General features: G+C 40.6%; 23 protein-coding genes. 13 read left to right on the plus strand and 10 right to left on the minus strand.

Translation table 11 applies throughout. The features are described 5' to 3' along the window. Positions 1 to 20 precede the first annotated feature (20 nt). From ligA to GARC_RS02810, 5 genes are all read left to right on the plus strand, one after another. The gene (gene ligA, locus GARC_RS02790) at positions 21 to 2,060 is read left to right on the plus strand and encodes an NAD-dependent DNA ligase LigA (protein WP_007616461.1); all 2,040 of its coding nucleotides are present in this window, start codon (positions 21 to 23) and stop codon (positions 2,058 to 2,060) included. Continuing rightward, the gene (locus GARC_RS02795) at positions 2,061 to 2,393 is read left to right on the plus strand and encodes a DUF3392 domain-containing protein (RefSeq protein WP_007616463.1); all 333 of its coding nucleotides are present in this window, start codon (positions 2,061 to 2,063) and stop codon (positions 2,391 to 2,393) included. Between the two features lie 25 nt (positions 2,394 to 2,418). Then, complete coding sequence (locus GARC_RS02800; RefSeq protein ID WP_007616464.1) at positions 2,419 to 2,619, plus strand: hypothetical protein; 201 nt, start codon at positions 2,419 to 2,421, stop codon at positions 2,617 to 2,619. A 95-nt stretch (positions 2,620 to 2,714) separates the two neighbouring features. After that, positions 2,715 to 3,446 carry a helix-turn-helix domain-containing protein gene (locus GARC_RS02805; protein WP_007616466.1) on the plus strand — a complete coding sequence of 244 codons (732 nt, stop codon included), beginning with the start codon at positions 2,715 to 2,717 and terminating at the stop codon, positions 3,444 to 3,446. Positions 3,447 to 3,461: 15 nt separating this feature from the next. Further along, entirely contained in the window at positions 3,462 to 4,076 is a 615-nt protein-coding gene (locus GARC_RS02810) for a hypothetical protein (protein ID WP_007616469.1), read from the plus strand. A gap of 190 nt (positions 4,077 to 4,266) precedes the next feature. Here GARC_RS02810 and GARC_RS02815 read toward each other — a convergent pair whose 3' ends face one another. The 3 genes from GARC_RS02815 to glpT form a co-directional block, all read right to left on the minus strand. Continuing rightward, positions 4,267 to 5,016 carry an RES family NAD+ phosphorylase gene (locus GARC_RS02815; RefSeq protein ID WP_007616478.1) on the minus strand — a complete coding sequence of 250 codons (750 nt, stop codon included), beginning with the start codon at positions 5,014 to 5,016 and terminating at the stop codon, positions 4,267 to 4,269. After that, complete coding sequence (locus GARC_RS02820) at positions 5,013 to 5,369, minus strand: MbcA/ParS/Xre antitoxin family protein (protein WP_007616481.1); 357 nt, start codon at positions 5,367 to 5,369, stop codon at positions 5,013 to 5,015. The genes GARC_RS02815 and GARC_RS02820 overlap by 4 nt, the downstream gene beginning before the upstream one ends. Positions 5,370 to 5,488: 119 nt before the next feature. Further along, positions 5,489 to 6,838 (minus strand): glycerol-3-phosphate transporter, encoded by a 1,350-nt coding sequence (glpT, locus tag GARC_RS02825; RefSeq protein ID WP_007616483.1) that lies wholly within the window; start codon positions 6,836 to 6,838, stop codon positions 5,489 to 5,491. A 174-nt stretch (positions 6,839 to 7,012) separates the two neighbouring features. Between glpT and GARC_RS02830 the strand changes: the two genes are divergently transcribed. Continuing rightward, positions 7,013 to 7,837: a methionyl-tRNA formyltransferase gene (locus tag GARC_RS02830; RefSeq protein WP_007616485.1), complete on the plus strand. Its 825-nt coding sequence runs from the start codon at positions 7,013 to 7,015 to the stop codon at positions 7,835 to 7,837. Positions 7,838 to 7,880: 43 nt separating this feature from the next. Here GARC_RS02830 and GARC_RS02835 read toward each other — a convergent pair whose 3' ends face one another. The 7 genes from GARC_RS02835 to xdhA are packed head-to-tail and all read right to left on the minus strand — an operon-like array spanning position 7,881 to position 15,975. Continuing rightward, positions 7,881 to 9,083 (minus strand): urate hydroxylase PuuD, encoded by a 1,203-nt coding sequence (locus GARC_RS02835; RefSeq protein WP_007616486.1) that lies wholly within the window; start codon positions 9,081 to 9,083, stop codon positions 7,881 to 7,883. Next, positions 9,083 to 10,414 (minus strand): guanine deaminase, encoded by a 1,332-nt coding sequence (gene guaD, locus GARC_RS02840; RefSeq protein ID WP_007616488.1) that lies wholly within the window; start codon positions 10,412 to 10,414, stop codon positions 9,083 to 9,085. The genes GARC_RS02835 and guaD overlap by 1 nt, the downstream gene beginning before the upstream one ends. Positions 10,415 to 10,427: 13 nt before the next feature. Next, positions 10,428 to 10,754, minus strand: a complete 327-nt coding sequence (gene uraH / locus GARC_RS02845) for a hydroxyisourate hydrolase (protein ID WP_007616489.1) — start codon at positions 10,752 to 10,754, stop codon at positions 10,428 to 10,430. Further along, positions 10,751 to 11,290, minus strand: coding sequence for a 2-oxo-4-hydroxy-4-carboxy-5-ureidoimidazoline decarboxylase (gene uraD, locus GARC_RS02850; RefSeq protein ID WP_007616491.1), 540 nt, complete (start codon positions 11,288 to 11,290; stop codon positions 10,751 to 10,753). Before uraD ends, uraH begins: the two co-directional genes overlap by 4 nt. Next, positions 11,287 to 12,165, minus strand: a complete 879-nt coding sequence (xdhC, locus tag GARC_RS02855; RefSeq protein WP_007616493.1) for a xanthine dehydrogenase accessory protein XdhC — start codon at positions 12,163 to 12,165, stop codon at positions 11,287 to 11,289. The genes uraD and xdhC overlap by 4 nt, the downstream gene beginning before the upstream one ends. Then, complete coding sequence (gene xdhB, locus GARC_RS02860; RefSeq protein WP_007616494.1) at positions 12,162 to 14,504, minus strand: xanthine dehydrogenase molybdopterin binding subunit; 2,343 nt, start codon at positions 14,502 to 14,504, stop codon at positions 12,162 to 12,164. Before xdhB ends, xdhC begins: the two co-directional genes overlap by 4 nt. Then, positions 14,497 to 15,975 carry a xanthine dehydrogenase small subunit gene (xdhA, locus tag GARC_RS02865; RefSeq protein ID WP_007616495.1) on the minus strand — a complete coding sequence of 493 codons (1,479 nt, stop codon included), beginning with the start codon at positions 15,973 to 15,975 and terminating at the stop codon, positions 14,497 to 14,499. The genes xdhB and xdhA overlap by 8 nt, the downstream gene beginning before the upstream one ends. A gap of 322 nt (positions 15,976 to 16,297) precedes the next feature. Here xdhA and GARC_RS02870 point away from each other — a divergent pair, with 322 nt between their 5' ends. The 7 genes from GARC_RS02870 (at position 16,298) to GARC_RS02900 (ending at position 26,586) form a co-directional block, all read left to right on the plus strand. Beyond that, a complete protein-coding gene (locus GARC_RS02870; RefSeq protein ID WP_007616499.1) occupies positions 16,298 to 16,942 on the plus strand; it encodes a TetR/AcrR family transcriptional regulator in 645 nt (214 codons plus the stop codon). An 8-nt stretch (positions 16,943 to 16,950) separates the two neighbouring features. Then, a complete protein-coding gene (puuE, locus tag GARC_RS02875) occupies positions 16,951 to 17,853 on the plus strand; it encodes an allantoinase PuuE (protein WP_007616501.1) in 903 nt (300 codons plus the stop codon). 891 nt (positions 17,854 to 18,744) lie between these two features. Further along, positions 18,745 to 19,935: an efflux RND transporter periplasmic adaptor subunit gene (locus tag GARC_RS02880; RefSeq protein ID WP_007616503.1), complete on the plus strand. Its 1,191-nt coding sequence runs from the start codon at positions 18,745 to 18,747 to the stop codon at positions 19,933 to 19,935. A gap of 3 nt (positions 19,936 to 19,938) precedes the next feature. Next, positions 19,939 to 23,100, plus strand: coding sequence for an efflux RND transporter permease subunit (locus GARC_RS02885; RefSeq protein WP_007616511.1), 3,162 nt, complete (start codon positions 19,939 to 19,941; stop codon positions 23,098 to 23,100). Then, a complete protein-coding gene (locus tag GARC_RS02890; protein WP_007616515.1) occupies positions 23,093 to 24,532 on the plus strand; it encodes an efflux transporter outer membrane subunit in 1,440 nt (479 codons plus the stop codon). The genes GARC_RS02885 and GARC_RS02890 overlap by 8 nt, the downstream gene beginning before the upstream one ends. Before the next feature lie 69 nt (positions 24,533 to 24,601). Further along, positions 24,602 to 25,285 carry a response regulator transcription factor gene (locus tag GARC_RS02895; RefSeq protein WP_007616516.1) on the plus strand — a complete coding sequence of 228 codons (684 nt, stop codon included), beginning with the start codon at positions 24,602 to 24,604 and terminating at the stop codon, positions 25,283 to 25,285. Continuing rightward, on the plus strand, positions 25,285 to 26,586 hold the full coding sequence (locus tag GARC_RS02900; RefSeq protein WP_007616517.1) for a sensor histidine kinase: 1,302 nt from the start codon (positions 25,285 to 25,287) through the stop codon (positions 26,584 to 26,586). Before GARC_RS02895 ends, GARC_RS02900 begins: the two co-directional genes overlap by 1 nt. Positions 26,587 to 26,592: the final 6 nt, after the last annotated feature.

Below are 26,592 nucleotides of genomic sequence, written 5' to 3' on the forward strand. Positions count from 1 at the left end.
TTTTATACTGGAATGCTTTTATGGCAGCCTCGCAAGAAATTATTGAACAACTCGCATTAATTAAAACCACAATCGCAGAATATAATTATCAATATTATGTGTTAGACAATCCTAGTGTGCCCGATGCCGAATACGACAGGCAGATGCAAGCTTTACAGGCTATTGAACAACAATACCCAGAATTATTGAGCGATGACTCTCCCAGTCAAAAAGTAGGGGATATGCCCTTACCTGAGTTTGAGCAAGTTGAGCACGAAGTTCCTATGTTGTCCTTGGATAATGCTTTTGATAGAGAGTCTTTTTTAGCTTTTGAAAAACGTATGCAAGATAGGATAAAAAATGACAGCGAAATTAGTTATAGCTGTGAACCTAAATTGGATGGCCTAGCGGTTAGTTTATTGTATGAAAAGGGTAAGTTAGTACGCGGTGCAACCCGTGGTGACGGCAGAACCGGTGAGAATATCACTGCCAACGTACGAACTATTAAAAATATTCCCTTGCTATTAAGGGGTGACGATTACCCAGAGCGTTTGGAAGTGCGTGGTGAAGTGATCATGACCAGAGATGGTTTTATCAAACTCAACAAAACCCAACTAGAACAAGATAAAAAAGCCTTTGCCAACCCAAGAAATGCAGCTGCCGGTAGTTTACGTCAACTGGACTCGCGTATTACCGCTAAACGTCCATTACTGTTTTTTAGCTATTCACTCGGTCTTGTGGAAAACGAACAGTATCCTTTAGCCGATTCTCACTCTGGGCGTTTAAAACAGCTAAGTGAATGGGGATTACCACTGAGTAAAGAATTAGATGTAGCCAATGGCGCTGAAGCTTGTTTGGATTATTATCAACATATTGGTGAGATCCGCGATTCACTTAATTACGACATTGATGGTGTTGTTTTTAAAGCTGACAACATTGAATTACAACAACAGCTTGGATTTGTCGCTCGTGCTCCTCGTTGGGCTATCGCCCACAAGTTTCCAGCACAAGAAGAAATGACGATAGTGCAGGATGTGGAGTTTCAGGTTGGAAGAACGGGTGCCATTACCCCTGTGGCCAGGCTAGAGCCAGTATTTGTTGGTGGTGTCACTGTGTCCAACGCCACTTTGCATAATCAAGATGAAATCCAACGCCTAGGGTTAAAAATAGGCGACACTGTGATCATTAGGCGAGCAGGGGACGTGATCCCACAAGTTGTTTCTGTGATAGTTGATAAACGCCCTGCAGATGCTCGGGATATTGTATTCCCAGAAACCTGCCCTATGTGCGACTCAGCCATCGAAAAACTCGAAGATGAAGCGGTAGCCAGATGTACAGGTGGCCTTTATTGTGGTGCCCAGCTTAAAGAATCTATGAAACATTTTGCTTCACGCAAAGCTTTTGATATAGATGGATTAGGCGACAAAATCATCGAACAATTAGTTGATCAGAAGTTAGTCAAAACCCCTGCAGATTTCTTCAAATTAGAGTTTATACAAATTTCCAACTTAGAACGTATGGGTGAAAAATCTGCGGCTAATTTGATTGAATCACTAGATAAATGTAAACGCACAACGCTTGCTAAATTTATGTATTCCTTAGGTATTCGAGAAGTAGGCGAAGCCACTGCAGCAAACTTAGCGGCTCATTACTGTGAATTAGACGCGATTATACAAGCGGATTTAGAAAGTCTACAAGAAGTCAGTGATGTGGGCGCTATTGTTGCTCAACACTTGGTTAACTTTTTTGCAGAAGAACACAACATTCAGGTCATAGATGAATTATTAGCGGCAGGTATTACTTGGCCAAAAATTGAAAAAATAGAAGTTGATTCTTTACCTCTAGCTGGGCAAACCTTTGTATTAACAGGAACGTTAGAACAAATGGACAGAAATACGGCTAAAGCTACACTTCAGGCTTTAGGTGCAAAAGTAGCGGGCAGTGTGTCGGCTAAAACCAGTTGCGTGGTGGCTGGTGAAAAGGCAGGCTCTAAATTGGCAAAAGCAGAAGAGCTAGGTGTTAAAGTCATCAATGAACAAGAAATGTTGGATCTGTTTGCGCAACTAGGAGAGTCTAGTTAGATGGAATGGATACAATCGGCCATGAACCAAGTTAGTCAATGGATGCAACCCTATTACAGCGAAATTGCCCTAACAATTTTGGCGACAATCCTAGTGGTATATGGTGATGTGTTAAATAAACATATTAAACGCATGATCAGTCCTTATCACTTTGTCATTCGTACCGCTGTATTTGTGCTTATCTGTGCATTTGGTTATGGACTGCTGGTCGTGTTTGTTACCCCTTATGTTAAACAGCTAATTTTATGGGTGCCTTATTTGTATCGAGGTATAACTGTTGTTTCGGTGTTTTTGTTACTAGGATATCTAGCAGAACATAGACGTTATATTTGAAGTTGAAAAACAGGAAGTTATCAGTATGTTTGGAATATCACTAACCGTTATCTTGTTATGTTTTATTATTTGGTTGGTGCCCATAGTAAAGATTGCCCGTTCAAAAAGAACACAAGGAGGTGAAAAGTTAGCCTGGTTAATACTTATCATCTTTATCTTTTGGTTTGCGTGGATTTTCTATCTGTTGTTGGCTCCTCTTAAACAAAACCCTGATATTCATCGATAGTAGCCAATATTCATCTTTTTAGTCCCAAAGGAATAACTAAGACTAGACCCATCTCATCAGTGTTTGATGAAAGCTAAAACATAACGGAGTTGTTTATGACCTTGGGTAAAAAATTAAAAACATTACGAGCAGAACACAATCTCAGTCAGCCTGAATTGGCAGATAAAATTGGTATTGAACAGTCTTACTTATCTAAGTTAGAGAATGATAAATCAATTCCTTCTAATGATATTTTCAATAATATACTTAATGCCTTTGGTTTAACCTTGGAACAGTTTGTAAGTGATTTGAGCCAAGACGCTGAATTACTTCGGATAAGACAAATTCCCGATGTAGATCATTATTTTTCTAGCCTGCAAAAACATAATCAAAACAATCAACGTAGATTTTTGTACCTATCGAGTCTGTTAATAGTGCTCGCCACTACGATATTTTATGTGGGTTATAGCAAACAGTTGTTTTCAGAAATACAATTTCAGTATGAGTCTAGGTTAGTAATTTTAGATAATGAGCCTGTAGATGTTTTAACTCGTTGGCGATCCTATTTAATGCCAGCGGAAGAGCGAGACTATGAACTTATAGCGCGAAAAAAAATGCAAATGGCAAAAAGGGTCGATGCAAAAACAATCAGTGTATTTAAACATGCTGGCCCATATTTTCGACTCGATACAGAAGGTGGTTACCGTCATTATCGTTTAGCCAGAGAAAAACAAGTGAAGCGCGCGGTTAATGCATGGTTACAAGTATTGGGCGTCTTCCTGTTTAGCGCCGGGATTATAGGGTTTGTTCTTGAAAGGCGTTTGTTTAAAAATTCATTAAATTCATAATTAGGGACAAAAATAATGAATTTTTCACTCAAAATTTTATTGGTTTTTATATTCGCAATGCCTGTATTGGCTATGGATTTTTCTCTACAACATCCTGAAGATTTAAAAGAACAATACACATTAGAACTATTAAAAGCACTGCGCGCCGTCCATGATCTGGAAAAATGGGAATTCACGGACAAAGTGCATATAGATAAAACGGCTATACCTCACAGTCACCCTATTTTAACTTTACATGCTAGGCATGGACGTAAAAATCAAAAAGACATGTTGCTCTCGACCTATCTACATGAACAAATTCATTGGCTTACTGATGAAAATATAGAGAGTACCAACTTAGCTATAGGAAAGCTTAAAATAGCTTTCTCCAAAGTGGCTGTTGGTTTTCCTGAGGGAGCAAGGGATGAAGATTCCACTTACTTACACTTAATTGTGTGTTATTTAGAATTAAAAGCATTAGGGGATTATTTAAGTGAAAGTCGTGTGAAAACGGTGCTTGAGTTTTGGAAAAAAGATCACTACACCTGGATTTACCATCAGGTAGAGTTACATCAAGATTTAATAGCTAAAATTATTACTGAAAGTGGACTAACTTTAGGTGATAAAACTCACGTAAGTAGTAAAAACTAGTTTGTAATTTTAATTTATTTGCTTAGATACTGTTATGAAAGTACAACAATACGTAGATTGTTAAACAGCTGGAAATCATGGGGGCAGAACACTTGAAAAGTGTTCTGTGTTGATTGATAGTCCGCTAACTCGTTGTGACCTTGCAATTTGCAAATGACCGCGCATAACAGTTTGTCAGGCCAAGCATAAACTAACCCAATATCGGTAAATTCCCATCCAATAAAAACTGCTCTCTGGTAAACATAACAGGGAAGGTTCTTGGTTGAGAGAATCTTAAAATACCAGTTTGCGGATCGAGCTGGCAGATATATTCCACTTTATCTTCAGGTTTTTCTGATTGAATAATTGTATGGTTATCAATAGCTACATTAATACCTTGTTCTTGGCTTCGGGCTGAAAAGTAACGTAGTAAATCAGCGCCATCTTGACGTGCCTGTAGGCCTACTTTTTGAGTGATTGAGTAGGATGCTGGGTCAGTGAGTTGGTTTTGTATTTCGGAATCTGCAATCTGGGTCAAATCCAAGGTATTGGTGCTTGATACCCTTACAAAAAATAAAGAGTGTTCTGACTGGATCACTTTAGGGAAAGGAGTTTCAGTACCATCAATCAGATAAAAACGATAAAAGGCCGCTTCTGCTAAGCAGGTTTGAATCGATTCACTGGCATAAAAATAACTAGGCTCTGTTATTGCGCCAAAACGCGAGCCATATTGTAAAGGCGGGTACCGAAAAGGTGTGGATATTAAATAGTGTAAGTTTTGAGTATCGTCTGCATATTGAGGTTTAAAATCATCTAGAATTTGCTCCAGAATTGCCTGCTCTTCAAGATCATCTACTAATGAAGTTGTGGCTGCGTATTCTTGGGTTTCAACCATTCTGCAGACTGAGTTGGCATAAGACGTTAATCCGCCTGTAGCATCTATTAGGTCGGTTATATTCAAGCTTTTCCTCTTAGCCCATCCAAATATGCATTAACGTTAACTAGGCCAGTAACGGTAAAACATAAATCTTTAGGTACACCGCGAATGTGTTTGTTTTTATGCTCGAACCAATGTTTCATAGAAGTAAGATCGCCACCAAATAAGGCGAATAAAGAACGATAAAGCCGAATAAACAATATTTGTAGTTCGCTTTGTTTTGACTCAGTTTCGAAGCTAGGTTTACGTAACAGTGTAGAACGACCCACACCAATCAACTTGGCTGCTTGACTGTCAGAAATTCCCATAGCCTTGTAGGCGTTTATATACGCCTTCATAACAATAGTTTGATTCTCTTTAACTTTAGCCGCTTGCATATCTAACCCCTATCTTTACCTAGTAAAGAAGATTATAACACAACAATTCCAATTGAGATAAATTGCGTAAATTTGTCTCAATTGGAATAGGTTGCATTTAAGCTTAGCTATCTTTATTCCTATAAGGGGGCTTGATTACTTTCATGAGCCACTTCATGTTTTAAGGTCATGGCTATGAGTATGATGGCGCCAATACAGCCACCCACTAATAATATAAAACCACCATCCCAGCCAAAGTGGTCAACTGTGTAACCTAATGCAATGTTGGCGACAACAGCACCACCCAAATATCCAAATAAACCAGTTAAACCAGCGGCGGTGCCTGCAGCTTTTTTAGGGACTAATTCTAAGGCAAATAAGCCAATTAACATCACTGGGCCATAAATCAAAAAGCCAATTGCCATTAAGGCTGCAATATCCACTGTAGGATTGCCGGCAGGGTTAAACCAATAGATCAAAACTGCTACTAGTACCAACACCATATATAAAATGGCGGCAGGCGCTCTGCGCCCTTTAAACCACGCATCGCTGATATAACCACATAATAATGTTCCGGGAATACCTGCCCATTCATACAAAAAATAAGCCCACGAACTTTTGTTAAATGAGAAATCTTTTACTTCATATAAGTAAGTTGGTGCCCAATCCAACACCCCATAGCGAATCAAATACACAAAGGCATTTGCAACGGCTATATACCAAAGCAATTTGTTGTTTAACACATAAGTTAAGAATATTTCTTTGGCGCTAAATTCTTGCTCGTGTGATTCATGATAATCTTTGGGGTAATCGTTGCGGTGTGCTTCGATGGGAGGTAAACCGCATGATTGGGGGGTATCTCGCATGGTAAAAAAGATAAAAACCGCAATCAAAGAAGCTACAAAGGCTGGCACATAAAAAATACTGTGCCAATCATTGAACCATGCCATACCTAAGATAGACAGAGGGCCGATTAAACCGCCACCTACATTGTGGGCTATGTTCCAAAAAGAAACCGTTTTCCCCCTTTCATTGCCAGAAAACCAATGCACCATGGTACGGCCACAGGCAGGCCAGCCCATACCTTGAGCCCAACCATTTAGAAACAATAAGATAAAAATTGATCCAATACTTTGAGTGGCCCAAGAGGTAAACCCAAATATAAACATCACACCTGCAGAAATGAGTAATCCCGTCATCAGGAAAAACCGTGGATTACTGCGGTCGGAAACACTACCCATTAAAAATTTACTTAAACCGTAGGCAATAGATACCGCTGATAGCGCGATGCCTAGCTCCCCTTTACTGAAACCTTGCTCTTCAATTAAAAACGGCATGGCTAATGAAAAGTTTTTACGAACCAAGTAGTAACCTGCATAACCAACAAAAATACCTATAAACACTTGCCAGCGTAAGTGTTTATAATCTTTGTCTACTTGTTCTTGGGGTTTTGATGGAATATGTGGAGCGGGTTTGAAAATACCAAACATAACAACTTAATCTAATTTTGTTTCACCAATTAAAACAGATAATTATCATCATATGTATCAATTATTTAACTTTAATGAGGTATTTAAAGTCAGAGCCTAGTGTCTAGTGACAGATTGGCTGTTAATCTTGCTGTTTAATTTAGTGTGTTCAGGTTTGGATAGAGGTTTGTTGTTATGAAAATCGCATATTTTGGTTACGATCCATTATCTTCATGCCTAGATGTGTTTTTAACAAGTGGCTATCAGTTTGCTGTTATTTATACGGGTGAAAACAGTGTTTATTCGGAGAAAGTGATTCAATTCGCTCAGAATAACAACATCCCTCTTTGTTTTGGTAAGCCAAATTTAACAGAGATGCAAACTCTACTAGAGCAAGGTGTCGAGTTGTTTTTTAGTGCTGAGTATCCTTGGAAGATACCTGTACCCGTTGCCTTAAAATATGCCATTAACGTACACCCAACACTATTGCCAGAAGGGCGAGGTATGACACCTTTGCCACATTTGATTTTGAAAAACTCCAATCACGCTGGGGTCACTTTACATAAACTTAGTAATGAGTTTGATACTGGAGATATTTTACTGCAAAAAGCGATATCGCTAGATGAACAAGAAAACTTTGATAGCCTAAGCACTAAAATTTTCGAACAAACCCCTGAGTTATTATCGACTCTATTGTCCAATCTTGATCTTTACTACCATCATAGCCAAATACAAGGCGAGGGCAGTGATTGGGAGCCGATTACAGAGCAACAACAAACCCTTGATTGGCGACAACCAACGGCTCAACTCTTAATCACATTACGTGCCTTTGGCAGTTTAGGCACTTATGCCGAAATTGCTGGTAAAACCTGCGTGATATCATCAGCAAAAGGTAAATGTTATCAACACAATCACAGTGTGGGGCAAGTCTTAGTCAACAATGAACGATACATCACTATTGCCACCATTGATGGTGAATTGTTTATCCCTAAAAAATCACTACTTTGGCGGCATTTATAGTAGTAGTAGTAGTAGTAGTAGTAGTAGTAGTAGTAGACAGTCTCTAATTCGAAGAAAGACCTGCAAACCAGTTACCAATAATTTGTCTATCTTGTTCGGTCATGCCCGTTTTATTCATCATGGGCATGTCTTTGGTAACTACTGCTCGTCTATTGATCACCGCAGCTCGTTGTTCTATTTGTTGCCAGTTATCAAACTTTAATCCTAAAGGTGCAATAACAAAGATGTCATCTGTTGGTTGCGCCGAGTGACAATTGGCACAATGAGTTTGTATCACATCAAATACTGCTTGTTGCTGCGCACTCAGTTCGATGGCTGGTGCCGGTTCTGACGTATCTACTTTAGGAGCAACAGGTGTGGATACCCAACCTGCAATCACTATCATTCCAATGGCACCAGTTATGAGAATTGAGGGGCGAGAAATACCTATGTGTTTTAGATTGAAATAATGACGTATCCAAGCAGAGACAATACCAATGGCCATCAATACTAACCAAGCATTTTGATGTTGGTAAGTCATAGGATAATGGTTGCTGATCATAATAAATAATAAAGGTAGGGTAAGATAATTGTTGTGCACAGAGCGTAGCTTGGCACCTAATCCCCAACTAGGATCAATCTCGGTTTTATTGGTAACAGCGTCCACCATTAACCTTTGAGCGGGCATAATTTTGAAGAATACATTACCGGCCATAATGGTGCCTATTAACGCACCTACGTGCATAAAGGCTCCTCGACCGCTAAACCAGTGTGTTGCCAAATAACTCGTTGCCGCTAGCAGTATCAAAAACATAATCCCAAACACTTGCGGGTATTTGGCTAGTGGGCTTCGACATGCTGCTTCATAGATAAATAATCCGCCAAAGATCAGGGCTAAACCTCTACTGATTGCCTGGGTAGGCGTTAATTCCATTACTGAGCTATCAATTAAATAAATGGCTGCACCATGGTAATAAACCAAACTAAGTAATAAAAATCCGCTGATCCAAGTGGTATAGGCTTCCCATTTAAACCAGTGTAGTTTTTCTGGTATTACTTCTGGGCCGTATTCATATTTAGATACTTCGTAAAAACCGCCGCCATGCACAGCCCACAAGTCCCCTTTAATGCCTTTTTGTTTTTTCCAATCGGGCGGGGTACGCAAATTATTATCTAACCAGATGAAATAAAACGAGGCGCCTATCCATGCCACGCCTGCTATTACATGGAACCAGCGAAGAAATAACGAAATCCAATCAAGCAACATTAAAGTGCTCCCTTTATTATTTGTGTGTCTGTTTGTGTATTGGCTTGGTAAACGGCCGTACCAGCTACGAAAGTCGCAGTTATGGCTCTATCATCTGCCAACATGCTTAGAGCAAACAGCATGTCTTGTGGTGTACGGTGATGTTCAAAACGTAATGCGCTTAGTACATCAAATTCTGGGTCGAGGATCACAAAGTCAGCATCGGTGCCAGGATTGAGGTTACCAATTGAATCTTCTAGCCCTAATCCCACTGCTGCGCCTTGAGTCATTAAATACAAACCATGCATAGGATCCATTTGGTTGCCCTTGAGTTGGCATATTTTATAGGCTTCGCCCATGGTTTTTAACATACTAAAACTGGTGCCTCCGCCAACATCAGTAGCAAGCATAACGGCTACGTTTTCCTGCTCGGCCTTGGCTAAATCAAATAAGCCGCTACCCAAAAATAGGTTTGAAGTAGGGCAAAAGGCAATGCTTGCTTGGGTTTCTTGTAAGCGTTGCCATTCTGCTTGTTCTAAATGGATACCGTGACCAAAGACTGCGCCTTTTCTAAGTAAACCATAATGATCGTAAACATCGAGATAATTTTTTCGCTCTGGGAATAACTCTTTTACCCAAGCGATTTCATTATGATTTTCTGACAAATGCGTTTGAATAAAAACATCTGGGTATTGCTGCGCTAATTCGCCCAAAGCCTGTAGTTGCTCTGGACTACTAGTAGGCGCAAAACGTGGCGTAATGGCATATTTAAGTCGGCCATTGTTATGCCATTTTTCTATCAGTGCTGCACTGTCTTGTTGTGCGCTTTGTGGGGTATCTTGTAGCCAATCGGGGCAATGTCTATCCATACACACTTTACCGGCAATCAACAGCATATTATGACTGGCTGCTTCCTGGAAAAGTGCATCGGCAGCTTGTTTGTGTACCGACGAATAGACCATGCCAGTGGTGGTGCCATGGCGATGTAATTGCCTAATAAATATCTTGGCTATATGACCCGCGTATTTTGGATCAGCAAACTTGCGTTCTACTGGAAAAGTGTAATCAGTTAGCCAATCAAGTAGCTGTTCGCCAAAACTGGCTAACATTTCAGTCTGTGGAAAGTGTAAATGGCTGTCAATAAAGCCTGGTAACAGTAGTTTTCCTGAGTAATCATGGATAATGGCATCAGGGTATTGATTTATATGGTTTTTATACTCACCAATAAATTCTATTTTTCCATTACGCGTAACCAATAAGCCGTCTTCAAAGTATTGGTAGTCCTGTTTTGGACAGCTACTTTTGTTAGGGAAATGTACTATTGAGGCGCGATAAGCTTGTGTTGTTTTCAATCTGAATTTCTCACTAACTACCACGGTAACTGCTAAAGCCAAAAGGCGAAATGAGCAGAGGTACGTGGTAATGACCGCCGTTTTCAGTCAGCTCAAAGTTTACATCAACAAAGGGGTAAAATGCTTCTTTGTGATGAGAGAGTAGATAATCTTTAGTATAAAAACGTAAGCAATATTGACCTGCGCTAAAGCTAAAATTTGCCCAGTCATTACATCGACCATCATCATCTGTCTGTGCTTCAATCACTTGTCCATTATGGGTGGTTAACACTAGTTTCATATTAGCAGCGGGTTTGCCAAGTGTGGTGTCCAATACATGACTGGAAAGACTGATGCTCATGTTGTTTGTATTCCTTTTTCTAGGCCTTTTTCGAGCCTTAGTAGGGTGATTTTGATTTGTTCTGCTGCTGCCAGTTGTATCTCGGTAGCAGTACTATTGTTGATGCGTTGCATAAGTGCATTTAGCATAGTGTCAGCGCTGAGGCCTGTGGCACAAATAATAAAAATAAAACCGTGTTTAGCCAAATACTTATGATTGGCATCGGCAAGTGATTGTAACGTTTGTTCGCTGGCCTGTGTGGCACCTTGTTGTTCATTACTGGCGATATCTTTAGTAGCGGCGTACTTCTTTCGTAAACTGCTGACATCGCCAATCATAGGGTGGGCTTCAAAGGCAGTCAGTAGATCTTGATTACTAGATCCTAACCACAGTTCTTGAGCGACTTGTTTAACTTGGCATATGTCAGTAAAAGGCCGTGCTTTTGCCATAGCTTCAAACCATTTTGGCGCCGCACAGCAATGACTAAACCACTGCTGAGCCTCAGATACACTTAAGTTATTGATATTATCTAAGGATAACCCTGCTTGTTGATTCATGATTGTGGCTCTGGTTGCTTAACTAGTGTTGCTATAAGTTGTTTGTTATCGCGCCACGCTTGTTTTTTCTGAGCTTGAGTCACATCTTCAGGCTCAAGTAATTGTATGAGCTGTGCGGCCATAGAAACGGCTACCTCTATTGGGCGTTTGCCCGGTATATCCAATAGCCCAACTGGACTGATTAAACGCTGAATGTCTTGCTCTTGAAAATCTTTATGGGCCAATCTTGTTTTAAAACGTCTGGCTTTAGTATCAGAGCCGATCATGCCAACAAAGCTAAGGTCTTTGCGGTTTAGCGCTGCTGTAACAATATCAAAATCGAGTTGGTGATTATGGGTCATGATCATTGTCCAAGCATTGCTTGGCAGCGTGGCTAAGGTATCTGCAGGGGTTTCGCTGAAGACTAATGTCACGTTACTTGGTTGTGCTTGCTTGGCAATGTCATCGAGCATTTCTTGGCGATTATCTATCCAGCTTATTTGTAACGGCAACTGCGCTAATATAGGTACTAATGCTTTTGATACGTGGCCTGCACCATAAATGGCGATATGTTGAGTATGCTCTGTAAACACTTCAAACAATACATTGGTAGCACCACCACAACACTGACCCAATTTACTGGAAAGGGGATAATGCTCAACTTTTTGAGTTGTGGCGTTTTCAAGTAACAAGTTACGGGCTTGTTTTATCACCGCAAACTCCAAATGCCCACCGCCTATGGTGTCAAACTCGCAGTCGTCACATACCAGCATTTTTGTGCCACCATTTCTTGGCGTTGAGCCTGCCGTAGCAAGTAAAGTGACTAATACATAACTTTTGCCTTGTTGCTGACATTGGTGCAGGGCGTCAAACCATGTTTTTGTGGGTAGGCTCATGCTTGTTGCTCCAGCCAAGCCTGTGCTTGTTCTACCGCGTTGTAGACTTTTTCTGGAGTGGCTGGCGGGTGTAGCACAGGATCAATTTGATAATCAGTGATACTGGATATTGCGTCTTTTAATGCACACCAAACCGAATTAGCTAGCATAAACGGCGGTTCACCTACAGCTTTAGAATGATAAATACTGTCTTCGTCGTTGGCTCTAGGATACAAATCCACATTGAATATTTCAGGGGTATCACCAATCGCAGGGATCTTGTAGGTTGCGGGGTTATTGCTGATAAGTTTACCGCTATCGTCCCATAACAATTCTTCGCTGGTTAACCAGCCCATGCCTTGAATAAAACCGCCTTCAATTTGGCCAATATCAATGGCAGGGTTTAGGCTTTTGCCTACATCGTGCAATATATCAACCCTGTTTACTTTGTATTCGCCGGTTAAGGTATCAATAGAAACTTCTGAACAGCTTGCACCATATGCAAAATAGAAAAATGGTCTGCCATTACCTGTTTTGCGATCATAGTGAATTTTGGGCGTTTTATAAAACCCCGATGCAGAAAGAGATACACGGCCAATATAAGCTTGCTGAATTAATTCGTTAAAGGCAATTTGGTGTTCACCTAAGACCACTGTTTGTTCTGTAAAGATCACTTCTTCAGGCTTGCCTTCGACCTGCTGTGCATAAAACTCAGCCAATCTTTGTTTGATGATCAAACAGGCATTTTGTGCGGCTTTTCCGTTCAGATCTGTACTGCTTGAAGCCGCTGTGGGTGAGGTGTTGGGCACTTTATCAGTTCGAGTTGAGGTGATTTCAACATAGGACAAAGGCACGCCAAACTCATTGGCGACGATCTGGCCAATTTTGGTATGTAAACCTTGACCCATTTCGGTACCACCATGATTGATTTGCATACTGCCATCGGTATAGATATGCAGTAACGCACCAGCCTGATTAAGATGTTTAGCTGTAAATGAGATCCCAAACTTCACTGGTGTTAAGGCTAAACCTTTTTTGATGATAGGGCTGTTTTTATTGAACTGGGTAATTTGTTCACGGCGCAACTGGTAATCACATGATGCTTCTAACTTATCAATCAAGTCAGCTAATAAATTGTGCTCGACCTGCATACCATACTGAGTAGTATTTCTGCTGTCTTTGCCATACAAATTGAGTTTACGGATAGCTAAAGGATCTTTACCTAGTTTACGGGCTATCGCATCCATCATGGCTTCGGCGACTATCATACCTTGCGGGCCACCAAACCCCCGATAAGCAGTATGTGACACTTGATTAGTTCGGCACCTATGTCCTTCTACATAACAATCACCCAGAAAATAGCCGTTATCAGCATGGAACATGGCTCTGTCGACTATGGCGTCGGATAAGTCTGGTGAGTGACCACAGTTGCCGTTTATTTCTATTTGAGTGGCTTGGATCAAACCTTGATTATCGGTAGCTACTTTAAATTTGTTTTCAAAAGGATGGCGTTTGCCGGTTGCCATCATGTCTAACATACGTGGTAGACGAATTTTAACTGCTACTTTATTGCGGCTAGCAAATATTGCGGCTAAGCACGCCCATTGTGCGGCTTGGGTTTCTTTACCGCCAAAACCACCGCCCATACGACGCATATCCACCACAACTTTGTGAAGTTTAATATCTAAGACTTCAGCTATCAGTTTTTGTACTTCACTGGGATGTTGGCTGGAAGAATAGACTAACATTCTGTCTTCTTCTTCAGGTATAGCCATAGAGATCTGACCTTCAAGGTACATATGCTCTTGGCCACCAATAATCATTTCACCTTCAATCTGAATCGGGCTTTCGGCATAACTTTTTTGATAGTCCCCACGACGCATAAAGTGTGGTGGGCGTACAAAGTTTTGTTGCTCTTTGGCTTGATCAACGGTCAAACAAGCTGCAGTAGCTGAAATAACAACCTTGGCTTTTAGCGTCGCTTGACGCGCCAAGTTAACACTAGACGCTAAGACCGCAAATATAGGTTGGCTGTGGTACAAGATTTCTGTGCTGGCTAATAGCGGATCACCGGGAAATACTGGGCCTATGTCAGTGTGGCCTGGGATATCTTGCACTGTGATCACGTCTATTACGCCTTCACTCTCCCTAACCTGTGACAAATCTATGGATGTGATTGTGCCACTTGCAACTGAGCTAACACCTACCGCTACATGGTGGATGTTTGCTGCCTCTGGCATGTCGTCAATATAACGCGCTTGACCACTGACCTGTCGCTCGGCACTTTCATGTTTGTGTGATTTGCCAGCGGCTCCTTGAGGTGTGGCATCTAATCTGGGTTGATCAATTAATTTACGCATGACTATTCTCCGCATCTGCAGAGGGAAGATGTACTACTCGGGTTTCGATCTTTTGCGTGCTCTGGTTGGTTTCTAACCAGAATCGTTTCCATAAGTTAGTTAGCATGGTCAATCGATAGGTTTTGCTAGCTCGTACATCATCTAAAGGCGAAAACGCTTGTTTGAGTATATCTCTACCTATTTCAAAGGATTCGCTGCTTGACCATGTCTTACCTTGAAGCTGAGTGTTTAGGGTAGGCACTGATGCAGGGATAGCCGCAACTCCACCAAATCCACAATCTATTTTTTGCACTTTACCATCCACGACTTGTGCATTAAATACCGCACATACTGCAGAAATGTCATCTTCATAACGTTTAGATACTTTATAGGCACGAACAAGGTTTGTGGGCGCAGTGAAGGGGATAAAAATAGATTCTATCCATTCAGATGTTTTTAATGCAGTTTTACGGTAATCCAAAAAGAACTCACTTGCTGCAATTGTCCTTTTTTGCTGGCCGTTGTCTACATGAATAATCGCATTTAGTGCTAACAATGCAGGTGGCATATCACCTATAGGTGATGCATTAGCAACGTTTCCACCTAGACTGGCTTGATTACGAATTGGGGTAGCGGCAAAGCGCCATAATAACTCGGATAACTGTGGGAAATGTTTAAGCAAGCTCGACTCAATTTTACCAAAGGGCAGGGCGGCACCTATTAATAATCCGTGCTGTTGTTCAATAAGTTGGTTTAACTCTGGCATAGCACCTAAAGCGATAAGTTTATCAAAGGATTGCAATTGCTGAGTGACTTGCAAGGCTAGGTCAGTACTGCCTGCAAAGACATTCGCTTTGGGATACTTTGCTTTAGCTGCTGCAAGTTCATGCCTTGACGTGGGCACCAATAAATTGTCGGTACTGATAACTTGATTGTTTATATCATTTAAACGCTGAGCCGTTAGGGTTTCTGATTGTTTAAATTTATCAGATGTTTTGTTTTGGCAGGCACTTAAAGTGGCATCAATAATAGGTCGATAGCCAGTGCAACGGCATAAATTACCTGAGAGTGCTTGGATAACCGTTTCTCTGTCTGGTTGTTGCTCTTGTTGGTACAAAGCAAACATCGACATAATAAAACCTGGAGTACAAAAACCACACTGGGAGCCATGATACTCAACCAAACTTTGCTGCACTGGATGTAACTCTTTTCCATCTGGCAGATGCTCAACGGTAATTAATTGTTTGCCATGTAATGCAGATAAAAATGTCACACAACTGTTTATAGCTCTATATTCAAGTCTATTATCTGTTGAGTTGTGATGTTTAACCACTTCGGCTAAAACCACTGTACAGGCACCACAATCGCCTGAAGCGCAGCCTTCTTTAGTGCCGGTTAATTTTTGTTTTTCGCGCAAATATTCAAGTAAAGTCAAGTCAGCTCTGGCTTGATCTATGGTAGTTATTTCGTCATTAAGCAAAAAGCTGATCATGTTGCGCTCCGATAGCAGGTTCCAGTAAACATATTATCTGACTAGTGATGTGAATTACAATAAAAAGTAGACTAACTGGTCAGGTTTTTATCGATACTATGAAAAAAGAACTTTTACAGGATGATTTTTCCCATAAACTAGGCTTAGTTTATATTTTAGATGTTTCTAATATTTATGTAGAAGCAATTAAAATGCCGACAGCTATAATAATAGTAATATTGTTATAGATATGATGATTCTAGTAATCCCTTAGATTGGATGATATTTTTGTTTTTAGAATTAGAGTTTGTAATGGTTTACACAACGGGAAATTAATTAATAAATGTCTGCTAGTCATAGTTACAAAGAAATCAGCATTGGTGATCTTAACCGCAATAAAATATTAAGCGCCGCAGAAAAAGAGTTTGCATTACACGGCTTTAAAGGCGCTCGAGTTCAGCAAATAGCTGACAGGGCTGCACTACCTAAAACTAATGTGCTGTATTATTTTAAATCTAAAGAATCTTTATATTTAGCTTTATTGGATGATATTTTGCGGTTGTGGAATAGCCGGTTTGATGAGGCTACTGTGGGTGATGATCCTGCTGAAGTGTTAGCCCATTACATTGCGGATAAAATGGAAATCTCTCGTTGTCGACCTGATGCGTCTAAAATGTTTGCACTAGAAATTATCAATGGCGCACCTAATTTAAACAAATTTTTCAAAGACCAACATGCGTCTTGGATGGCTGGACGGGTAGATGTAATCAAACAATGGATTGACCAAGGTAAGTTAGATTCAACTGATCCTCATTATTTATTATTTAATATATGGGCAACCTCACAACATTATGCGGACTTTTCTGTACAAATTAATGAACTCAGAGGCAAACCTATGACTCAAACAGATTTTTCCGAAGCCACCAATAATTTGATCAAGTTAATATTAACGGGCTGCGGATTGTCTGTTCCAAAAGAATTTAGATAAGGTACTCGATGAGACATGCATACCCAAGAGATCTAACTGGTTACGGCCAGTTTCCTCCTCACCCAAAATGGCCTAATAAAGCCAAAATCGCAGTGCAATTTGTACTTAACTACGAAGAAGGCGGTGAAAACTGTGTATTACACGGTGATGAACAATCAGAAACCTTTCTGTCAGAAATTATTGGCGCGCAGGCTTTTCCGGATAGACATTTAAGTATGGAGTCTATGTATGAATACGGCAGTCGTGCTGGCTTTTGGCGCCTCTATAATTTGTTTGTTCGTTATAATTTACCGATTACAGTATTTGGTGTGACTATGGCACTACAACGTAATCCAGAAGCTGTAGCCGCGATGAAAGAAGCAAATTGGGAAATAGCTAGTCACGCTATGCGCTGGATCAATTTTCAAGATATGACCGAAGTCCAAGAAAGGAAAATGATCAACGCTGCAGTGCAACTGCATCAAGCGATTACAGGTAGCAAACCAAGAGGTTGGTATACAGGCAGAACAAGCCCTAATACATTAAAATTGATTGCTGACAGAAGTGATATTTTATATTGCGCTGATTCTTACGCAGATGATTTACCTTATTACGATACTCAGTATTCTGAACCTTTATTAATGGTGCCGTACACCTTAGATACCAACGACATGCGTTTTGCCACACCTCAAGGTTTTAATAGTGGTGAACAATTCTATCAATATCTAAAAGATGCCTTTGATGTGTTGTATGCCGAAGGTGAAACTGCACCCAAGATGTTATCCATTGGTTTACATTGCCGCATTATTGGTCGTCCAGCACGTATGGCAGCTCTACAACGCTTTATAGAATATGTACAGAGTCATGAGCGAGTTTGGTGCTGTACTCGAGAGCAGATAGCATTACATTGGAAGGAGCATTTTCCAGTTTAAAGAATCAGCTAGAAGTTTCAAGTATCGAGCTAAAAATTACAAAAAAGAACCGGTTTAATTAAGTCGGTTTTTTATTGCTTGTAGATTTTTGTAGGTCTATTTTTTTAAGTTAGTAATTAATTTAACGGTGGAAGATGTTTTACACATATCTTTAAGTTTTAATAGGGAGGGCTAGCATTCTCTAAAGCTCTGGCATTATATATTTTCCAGAACTTATGTTGGCTGTAAACTCTTGGTAGCGAATTGGCTTACCCAGTAAAGTGACAACAAATGAAGGCTTTAAAACTATTATCTCAATTCGTGTGTGTGGGTGTGGACGAAGCGAATCAATATACACAGCCACGTCAGTTAGTGGCTCGCTTTAGATATAGTTTCTAGAGCCTTTAAGCGTTTGGTCGGTGTCAAAACTTTAGACCCAGTCTTGTTGCGGGGCTTTTGAAAATGCTATTTTTGTTGAAATTTTTAACTTAGATACTGCAATTTCAGTCTTGATCACAGCAGATTCAACATCTGTTGGCTTCTTTTATGGGCATTGTGACGCCAACGATTATAATCGGTAATATTTTAGGATTGCAGGAACAACTGCCATCATTATAATCAGGCAAAACTCCAGTTGGATTTGGCCCAATGAAATCTAATGGATATCTCTATATCTAACGAAACACATATCACTTTAACGTCAACACAAACACTGCTGCCATTATATAAGCGTTGTTGGTGATGTTTTTATCATTATTCCCTATTACTCTTCTGTTAACCCTAGCTTAACCTCGACCTTGTTATCCTTTTATTAATAGTGGCCTTATGACTCTTTTATTCATGTGTAATACGAATATTAGGTTGTTTTGGTCAGGTACTTTTTATTTAAGTTTTAACGAGGAACGCTTTATTATGAAATCTTCAATCTGCATTGGGGGGTTGCTGTTAACAGCAGCTTTGTTAAGTGCTTGTCAACAAGACAGTGCGCCTATGCAAAGTGCGCCAGTACCTGCAATTTCGTATATTACAGTCGCTACAGCTGAGCATAATATTGATACTAAAATGCAAGGTCGCGTCGTTGCTTCCCGTAGTGCTGAAGTTCGTCCTCAGGTTGGAGGCATAGTGTTACAGCGTGTGTTTGAGGAAGGCAGCACAGTAGAGCAAGGCCAATTGCTTTATCAAATTGATCCTGCAACTTATCAGTCGGCTTATAATGAAGCTAAGGCAAGCTTAAACAGTGCAAAGGCATCACTTGAAACGGCACAATTAAAAAGTGAACGTTATGCTAACTTACTAAAATTTGAAGGGGTTTCTCAACAAGATGCCGATGATGCTCATGCAACTTACCTTGAAGCCAAAGCGGATATCGAGAAATATCAAGCTGCCTTGGCTACAGCATCTATTAATCTAGAATTTACTAAGGTTACTGCGCCTATATCTGGACATATTGGTATTTCTAAGGTGACAGTAGGAGCGTTAGTTTCTGCTGGGCAAAGCACCGCATTGGCCACTATTCGTACATTAGATCCTATCTATGTGGATATGACAAAAAGCAGCAAAGAGTTACTTAAACTGCGAAAAATGATGAATGAAAGTGGGATCACTCAAGGTACTACTGATGTATCTCTTACATTAGAAGATGGCTCCGAGTATGGCTCAGTAGGCCAGCTTAAAATGCAAGAGGTCTCGGTTGATCCGTCCACTGGTTCGGTCACATTACGAGCCGAGTTTCCTAATCCAGACGGCATATTATTACCTGGTATGTTTGCACGTACACGTGTTAATGACGCAGTAGACAAAAATGCCATTTTAGTGCCTCAACAAGGTGTTTACCACGCCGCAACAGGTGAAGCTTATGCTTACGTGATAGATGATAAAAACCTAGTAGAGAAGCGTATTTTAGAAACGACTAATGCCGTTGATAACAAATGGCTGATTGCCAGTGGTTTGTCGGTCAATGATAAATTATTAGTAGAAGGCTCCAGTAAAGTGCGTCCGGGCAGTGAGGTTAAACCTATTGAAGTGAAAATGGACACCAACGGCTCTATGGTTACTCTAACCGAGCCAACAAAAGACACCTCTGCTATGCAAGGGGGAGTGTAATTTATGTTTGCCCGTTTTTTTATCGACCGCCCTGTATTTGCTTGGGTCATTTCAATTATTATAATGCTCACTGGTATTGCATCGATTATGTCGTTGCCGATCGCGCAGTACCCAAGTGTGGCCCCACCCGTAATCAGTGTTAATACAAGTTATACTGGTGCTGATGCCCAAACGGTTGAGAATAGTGTTACCCAAATACTCGAACAACAATTAACTGGCCTAGATGGCTTATTATACTTTTCTTCATCGAGCACATCAGATGGTGCATCGTCAGTCAGTATTACCTTTGAACAAGGTACTGATCCAGATTACGCTCAAGTACAAGTACAAAATAAAGTACAGCAGGTTACGTCGCGCTTTCCTGAATCGGTACAAACTCAAGGGGTAACTGTAACAAAGTCTAATAGTGATTTTTTACTGGTGACTGCGATTTACGATTCTACGGATCAGGTTTCTTCATTTGATATCGCTGATTATATTTCATCTACCATAGAAAATGAGCTGGCTCGAATTAATGGGGTGGGGGACACGCGGGTATTTGGATCAGAGTACGCCATGCGTATCTGGCTAGATCCGACAAAATTGGCTGCATATGAATTAATGCCCTCTGATATTACCAGAGCATTAGCTGCACAGAATGTACAAATACCTGCAGGTAAAATTGGTGCGGTACCCTCTTTAGCTGACCAAGAACTCAATGCCACTGTGACGGCGCAGTCAATGATGTCTACTCCCGAACAGTTTCGTAACATTATCGTGAAATATGATGCAAGCGGCGCCAATGTGCACTTGAGTGATGTTGCGCGAGTTGAAATAGGCAGTGCGAGTTACGATGCTATCCCACGTTTAAATGGCCATCCAGCATCGGGTATTGCCGTCATGCTGTCACCTGGGGCGAATGCTTTAGACACGGCAACTCGGGTAAAAGAGAAAGTGGCCGAGCTTGCTAAAAACTTACCTGATGGTTACAAAGTTACCTTTCCTCGTGACAGTACCGATTTCATTAAAATTTCAATCAGTGAAGTGGTACAAACGCTATTAGAAGCAGTAGTGCTGGTTGTTATAGTGATGTTCCTGTTCTTACAAAATTGGCGAGCGACGTTAATTCCAGCCATTGCTGTACCAGTGGTATTGCTTGGCACATTTGGTGTGTTATCAGCCTTTGGGTTTTCTATCAACACTCTCACCATGTTCGGTATTGTGCTGTCCATTGGTTTATTAGTGGATGATGCCATTGTTGTGGTTGAAAACGTCGAGCGTTTAATGCGCGAGAAAAACTTATCTCCGCGAGATGCAACTATAGAGTCTATGTCAGAAATAAGCAGTGCACTAGTGGGCATTGCAGTGGTGTTATCAGCAGTATTTTTACCTATGGCATTTTTTGGTGGCTCAACAGGTGTAATTTACAAACAATTTTCTGTGGCTATTGTGTCGTCAATGACACTTTCGGTTATTGTTGCGTTAACGCTTAGCCCAATGTTATGCGCTAGCTTACTGACTAAGACTAAACACAACAAAGAAGGCAAAGGTTTTTTTGCTAGATTTAACCGCACGTTTGACCGTATAACCACTTCATATACAGGACATGTAGAACATATCATTACCCGTAAGGTACGTTGGATAATAGTGTACGGCGTTATTATTGGGATATTAGGTTTACTTATAGTGCGTATGCCTACTGGTTTCTTACCCCAAGAAGATCAAGGCAGTACAATGTTCCAAATTGGTTTGCCTTCTGGTGCTTCAATTAAACGAACACGGGCTGTTGCTGAGCAAGTAGAAGAATACCTTTTGACTGAAGAAACAAGAGACGTTGAGCGAGTCTTCTCTATTTCAGGCTTTAATTTTTCTGGCAGCGGACAAAATGCGGGCATGGGGTTTGTAGGATTAAAACCTTGGGATCAACGTACCGACGATGATCAAAGTGCCGACGCATTAATTGGGCGTATGAATAAAAACCTATCTTCTATACGTGATGCAAGTATTTTTGCTATGCAACAACCGGTTATCCGAGGGTTAGGGCAAAGTAATGGCTTTTCCTTTGAATTGCAGGCTGCAACAGGCACTAGTCGTGAAGAGTTAGCCAGTTTGAAAGATGAATTGTTAAATAAGGCAAGACAAAGTGAATTACTCACCAGTATTCGAGAAGGTTCACTGAGTAACACGCCTCAGCTCAAAATTGATATTGATAATGGCAAGGCAACTGCCCTTGGTTTATCGCTGTCGGATGTATCGTCGACCTTAACTTCGGCGTGGGCTGGCTCATATGTGAATGACTTTGTTGACAATGGTCGAGTGAAGAAAGTTTATGTGGAAAGTGAAGCTGAATATCGTTCGAAACCAGAAGATCTAGATGCGTGGCATGTTCGCGGGGTTAATGCCGATGGTGAAACCACCATGACGCCATTTTCAGCATTTAGCTCATCTAGTTGGTCAAGTGCGCCACAAAGCCTATCTCGTTTTAACGGTATTGCCTCTTACTCAATACAAGGTGCTTCGGCTAGCGGTGTTAGTTCTGGCCAAGCCATGGCTGAAATGGAACGTTTAACTGAAGAAGTCGGACAAGGTAAGTTAAGTTATGCGTGGAGTGGTTTGTCTTACCAAGAGAAACTCTCGAGTGGGCAATCAAGTGCACTTTACGCCATCTCTATTTTGGTTGTGTTCTTAGCGCTTGCAGCGTTATATGAAAGTTGGTCAGTACCGTTTTCAGTTATTATGGTTATTCCGTTAGGTTTAGTAGGAGCGGCACTTGCGAGCTCAATGCGCGGGTTAGAAAATGATATCTATTTTCAGGTGGCGTTGCTGACAACTATTGGCCTGGCATCGAAAAATGCGATCTTAATCGTTGAATTTGCTGAGACGTCCTATCAGAAAGGTGCGTCATTGGTAGGTTCTGCACTAGAAGCTGCAAAACTACGTTTACGTCCAATTATTATGACCTCCTTAGCATTTATGTTTGGTACCTTACCCTTGGCATTATCGTCTGGTGCAGGTGCAAACAGCCGTATTTCAATTGGTACAGGCATTGTTGGTGGTACATTAACCGCAACAATTTTAGGTATTTTCTTAGTACCTATGTTTTTTGTGTTAATTCGCGGCATATTCCCCAAAAGGCGCCCTGTTTATGATGTTGAGCCAACTATCAGGGAGAATGCCCATGATTAATTTGTCTCATACTGTGTTCAGAACTAGATTACTACCTATTACTTGTGCCTTGATGTTGGCAGGTTGTAGTACTTTAGCGCCGGATTATTCTCGTTCTGAATTACCTGTACCTAATGAATGGGATAATCAACCCAGTGACAAAACTCAAGGTTTGTCTGACCAGCAAGCTATGCAAGTTCCATGGCAAAGTTTTATAAAAGAGCCGCGTTTAGTTCAGGTCATCGAACTGGCACTAAGTAGCAACAGAAGTTTGCGGCAAACCCTTGCTGATGTCGAAGCGGCGCGTGCCTCCTACCGTATTCAAAAAGCGGATTTATATCCGAATTTAAATGCTGGGCTAAGTGGTAATCGTACTAAATCGTCATCTGGGAATATTGCCACCACTTATGAAGCCGAGGCTGGCTTAAGTGGTTATGAAATAGATTTGTTTGGAAAAAACCGCAGTCTTAATACCGTGCAAATGGAAGCATATTTAGCCAGCGAAGAAACTGCCAAAGCAACAAAAATCACTCTCATCGGAGAAATAGCTAATGCTTGGTTAACCTTAGCGGCAGATAAAAATAGACTTGGTTTAGCGCAAGAAACCGCCACAAACAGTCAAAAAACCATGGAAATCACTAAAAAACGTTTGGAACTAGGGGTTGACTCAAGAATAGATTTGGCCAGTGCTGAAACGGTTTATTATAATGCTCGTTCAAATATTGCCAGTTATACAACGCAAGTAGCGCAAGATCTCAATGCATTAAAATTACTGGTGGGTGAGAAATTTGATGACAACTTATTGCCAGAAGCATTACCTGAAAGCGAAAGCTTAGTGAATGATGTGCCCGCAGGTTTATCTTCAGAAGTGTTATTGCAGCGCCCTGATGTATTGGCGGCCGAGCATAACCTAAAATCGGCGAATGCAAATATTGGAGTGGCTAGAGCTGCGTTTTTTCCTACCTTGTCGTTAACTGCAACCGGGGGTCTAGCTAGTTCGGTCTTGTCTGACATCTTTAGTGGCGGCGCTAGCTCTATATGGACCATAGCCCCTAGTTTAACCCTACCGATTTTTGATGGTGGTGCGAACGATGCAAATTTGGCTTATAGCCAGGCACAGCAACGTAAATATCTGGCGGCCTATGAATATGCGATCCAAAGTGCGTTCTCTGAAGTTACTAACGCACTTGCACGCAGAGCGACTATCCAACAACAGTTACACGCCCAAGAAGCATTAGTGACTGCTGCGAGTCGCAGTTACGAATTGTCTTTAGCACGTTATAAAGGTGGAGTGGATAGTTTTCAAAATGCGCTACAAGCTCAGCGTACTATGTACAGTGCAAGACAATCACTTATTACTACAAGATTGACGGATCTGGATAACCGCATTACTTTGTATCGAGTATTAGGTGGCGGACTAGCAGAAAGTAAATTGCTACAAAGTGAAGGCTGAGCTTGTATTTATTATGGTACGCAATCCATGCACTATTTTAGACCATAAGGTCAATTGGAATATATCAAAATGATGAATGTATTATTGGTTGAAGATGATATTGATCTTGCTACTACCATAGTTGATTATCTCGAAATTGAGTCAATTGAGTGTGACCATGCGAGTAATGGGCTAATGGGGTTAAGTTTAATCGAAAGTAACCATTACCAAATGATAATACTCGATATCAATATGCCAAAAATGGATGGATTAACCCTATGTAATACATTACGTGATAGGGGCCTAGACATTCCCATTCTTATGCTTACCGCACGGGATACGCTCGAAAATAAATTGCAAGGGTTTGCTGCCGGTAGCGATGATTATCTAACCAAACCTTTTGCCATGAAGGAACTAGTGGCTCGTGTCCAAGTACTTGCTAAACGACGCAGTGGAGAAGTAAAACGTTTAGCATTAGGTGAATTAACACTTGATTTAAACCAGCACGCTGCACTTATAAAACACAAAACCTTGAAGCTTTCGCCTATCGCTTTTAAATTGTTAGAGGCGTTAGTGCGGGTAAGTCCTCAAGCGCTGAGTCGTCAGCAAATTATGCAAACTGTTTGGGGGGATGAACAACCCGACAGTAATAGCCTCAAAGTCCATATTTATCATTTGCGAAAGATACTTGAAACAGCAACGACCAGCATTAAGTTGCAAACGGTGTCTGGTGTAGGTTTTGCTATCAAAGAAGATATTGAAGGAGCGTTATAGTGAAGATTAGGCTTAGCCTTAGACTGTATTTTTTTCTCAGTGTGTTGTTGCTTGGTTCAATTATGGCCATTGGTTTTTCTTTATTAAGTGTTCAATACTATATTGATGGGCTAGATAAAGGAATAAGCGTAGTTATGCGAGATCTTGCTAAAACAATTGACGTTGAGGAAGGGCAACCAAAAAATATTGCGGGTTTTGACGTATCGAACAGTTGGCAAGATACTCCTGATATTATTCAGCAACGTTTTATATCACCACCCACTGAGGCAGGGCAACTTCATAAAATAAGAGAGCAGTCTTCTATTTTTTCTGTACCTGAAAATATATATTTTGTGGTTTTGTTTTATAGCCCTCAAGGCGAAAAAAGATTTGTATCGAGGGCTTTTCTAGAAAAAGACCGACCTGTTACCGTCGATTCATCCGCTCCAGCTAAACGTTTGTATTTGATATTTTTTACGGCGATTGCAGCCATTGTTTTGTTTACTTTCTTTTTGGTAATGATAATGCAAAGAATAGCTAAACCGATTGAATATTTAAAAGAGTGGGCTAAATCACTAAACCAAAATAACCTGCAAAAGCCACTTCCCGATTTCACGTACAACGAATTAAATATGTTAGCTTCTTTGTTGCAAAGTAGTTTATTTTCAGCTCATCAAAGTTTGCAGCGTGAACAACATTTTTTAAGTTACGCAAGTCACGAACTGCGTACACCTATTGCAGTTATTCGTAGCAATGTCGACTTATTGCAACGTCTAAGTGAAAAAACACCTCTATGTGAAAAACAGCAACTCACTTTACAGCGAATTCAACGAGCTGGTTTAACCATGAGTAACTTAACAGACACCTTACTTTGGCTTAGCCGCAATGACGATCAAGAGGTTTCACGAGAACCAATAAATCTCCATGAAAAAATTAAACAATTATGTGCGGACCTCGATTATTTACTTAACGCTAAAAACGTTAAAGTTAATATAGATAGTGAGGACTTTGAGGTAAATGTAGAAGCTACCGCCTGCCATATTGTATTAAGCAACCTTATTCGAAATGCTTATCAACATACACAACATGGTCAAGTATTTATTAAACAGCAGGGGAGTCGTGTCACTATTATTAACTGTAATGACAATGATGATATTACAACGCCCATTTCTGAAAAAGATGTTAAACAAGCTGCTTTTGGTTGTGGTTATGGTTTAGGTTTACAGCTTAGTGAAAAAATTATTAAGCGTCACGGATGGTGTTATGAAATAGCTGATGATCATGGACGTTATCAAGTAACGGTTGATTTTAAAGTTAAATAATAAGGC

The sequence above is a fragment of the Paraglaciecola arctica BSs20135 genome (genome assembly GCF_000314995.1).
Taxonomy (GTDB): Bacteria; Pseudomonadota; Gammaproteobacteria; order Enterobacterales; family Alteromonadaceae; genus Paraglaciecola; species Paraglaciecola arctica.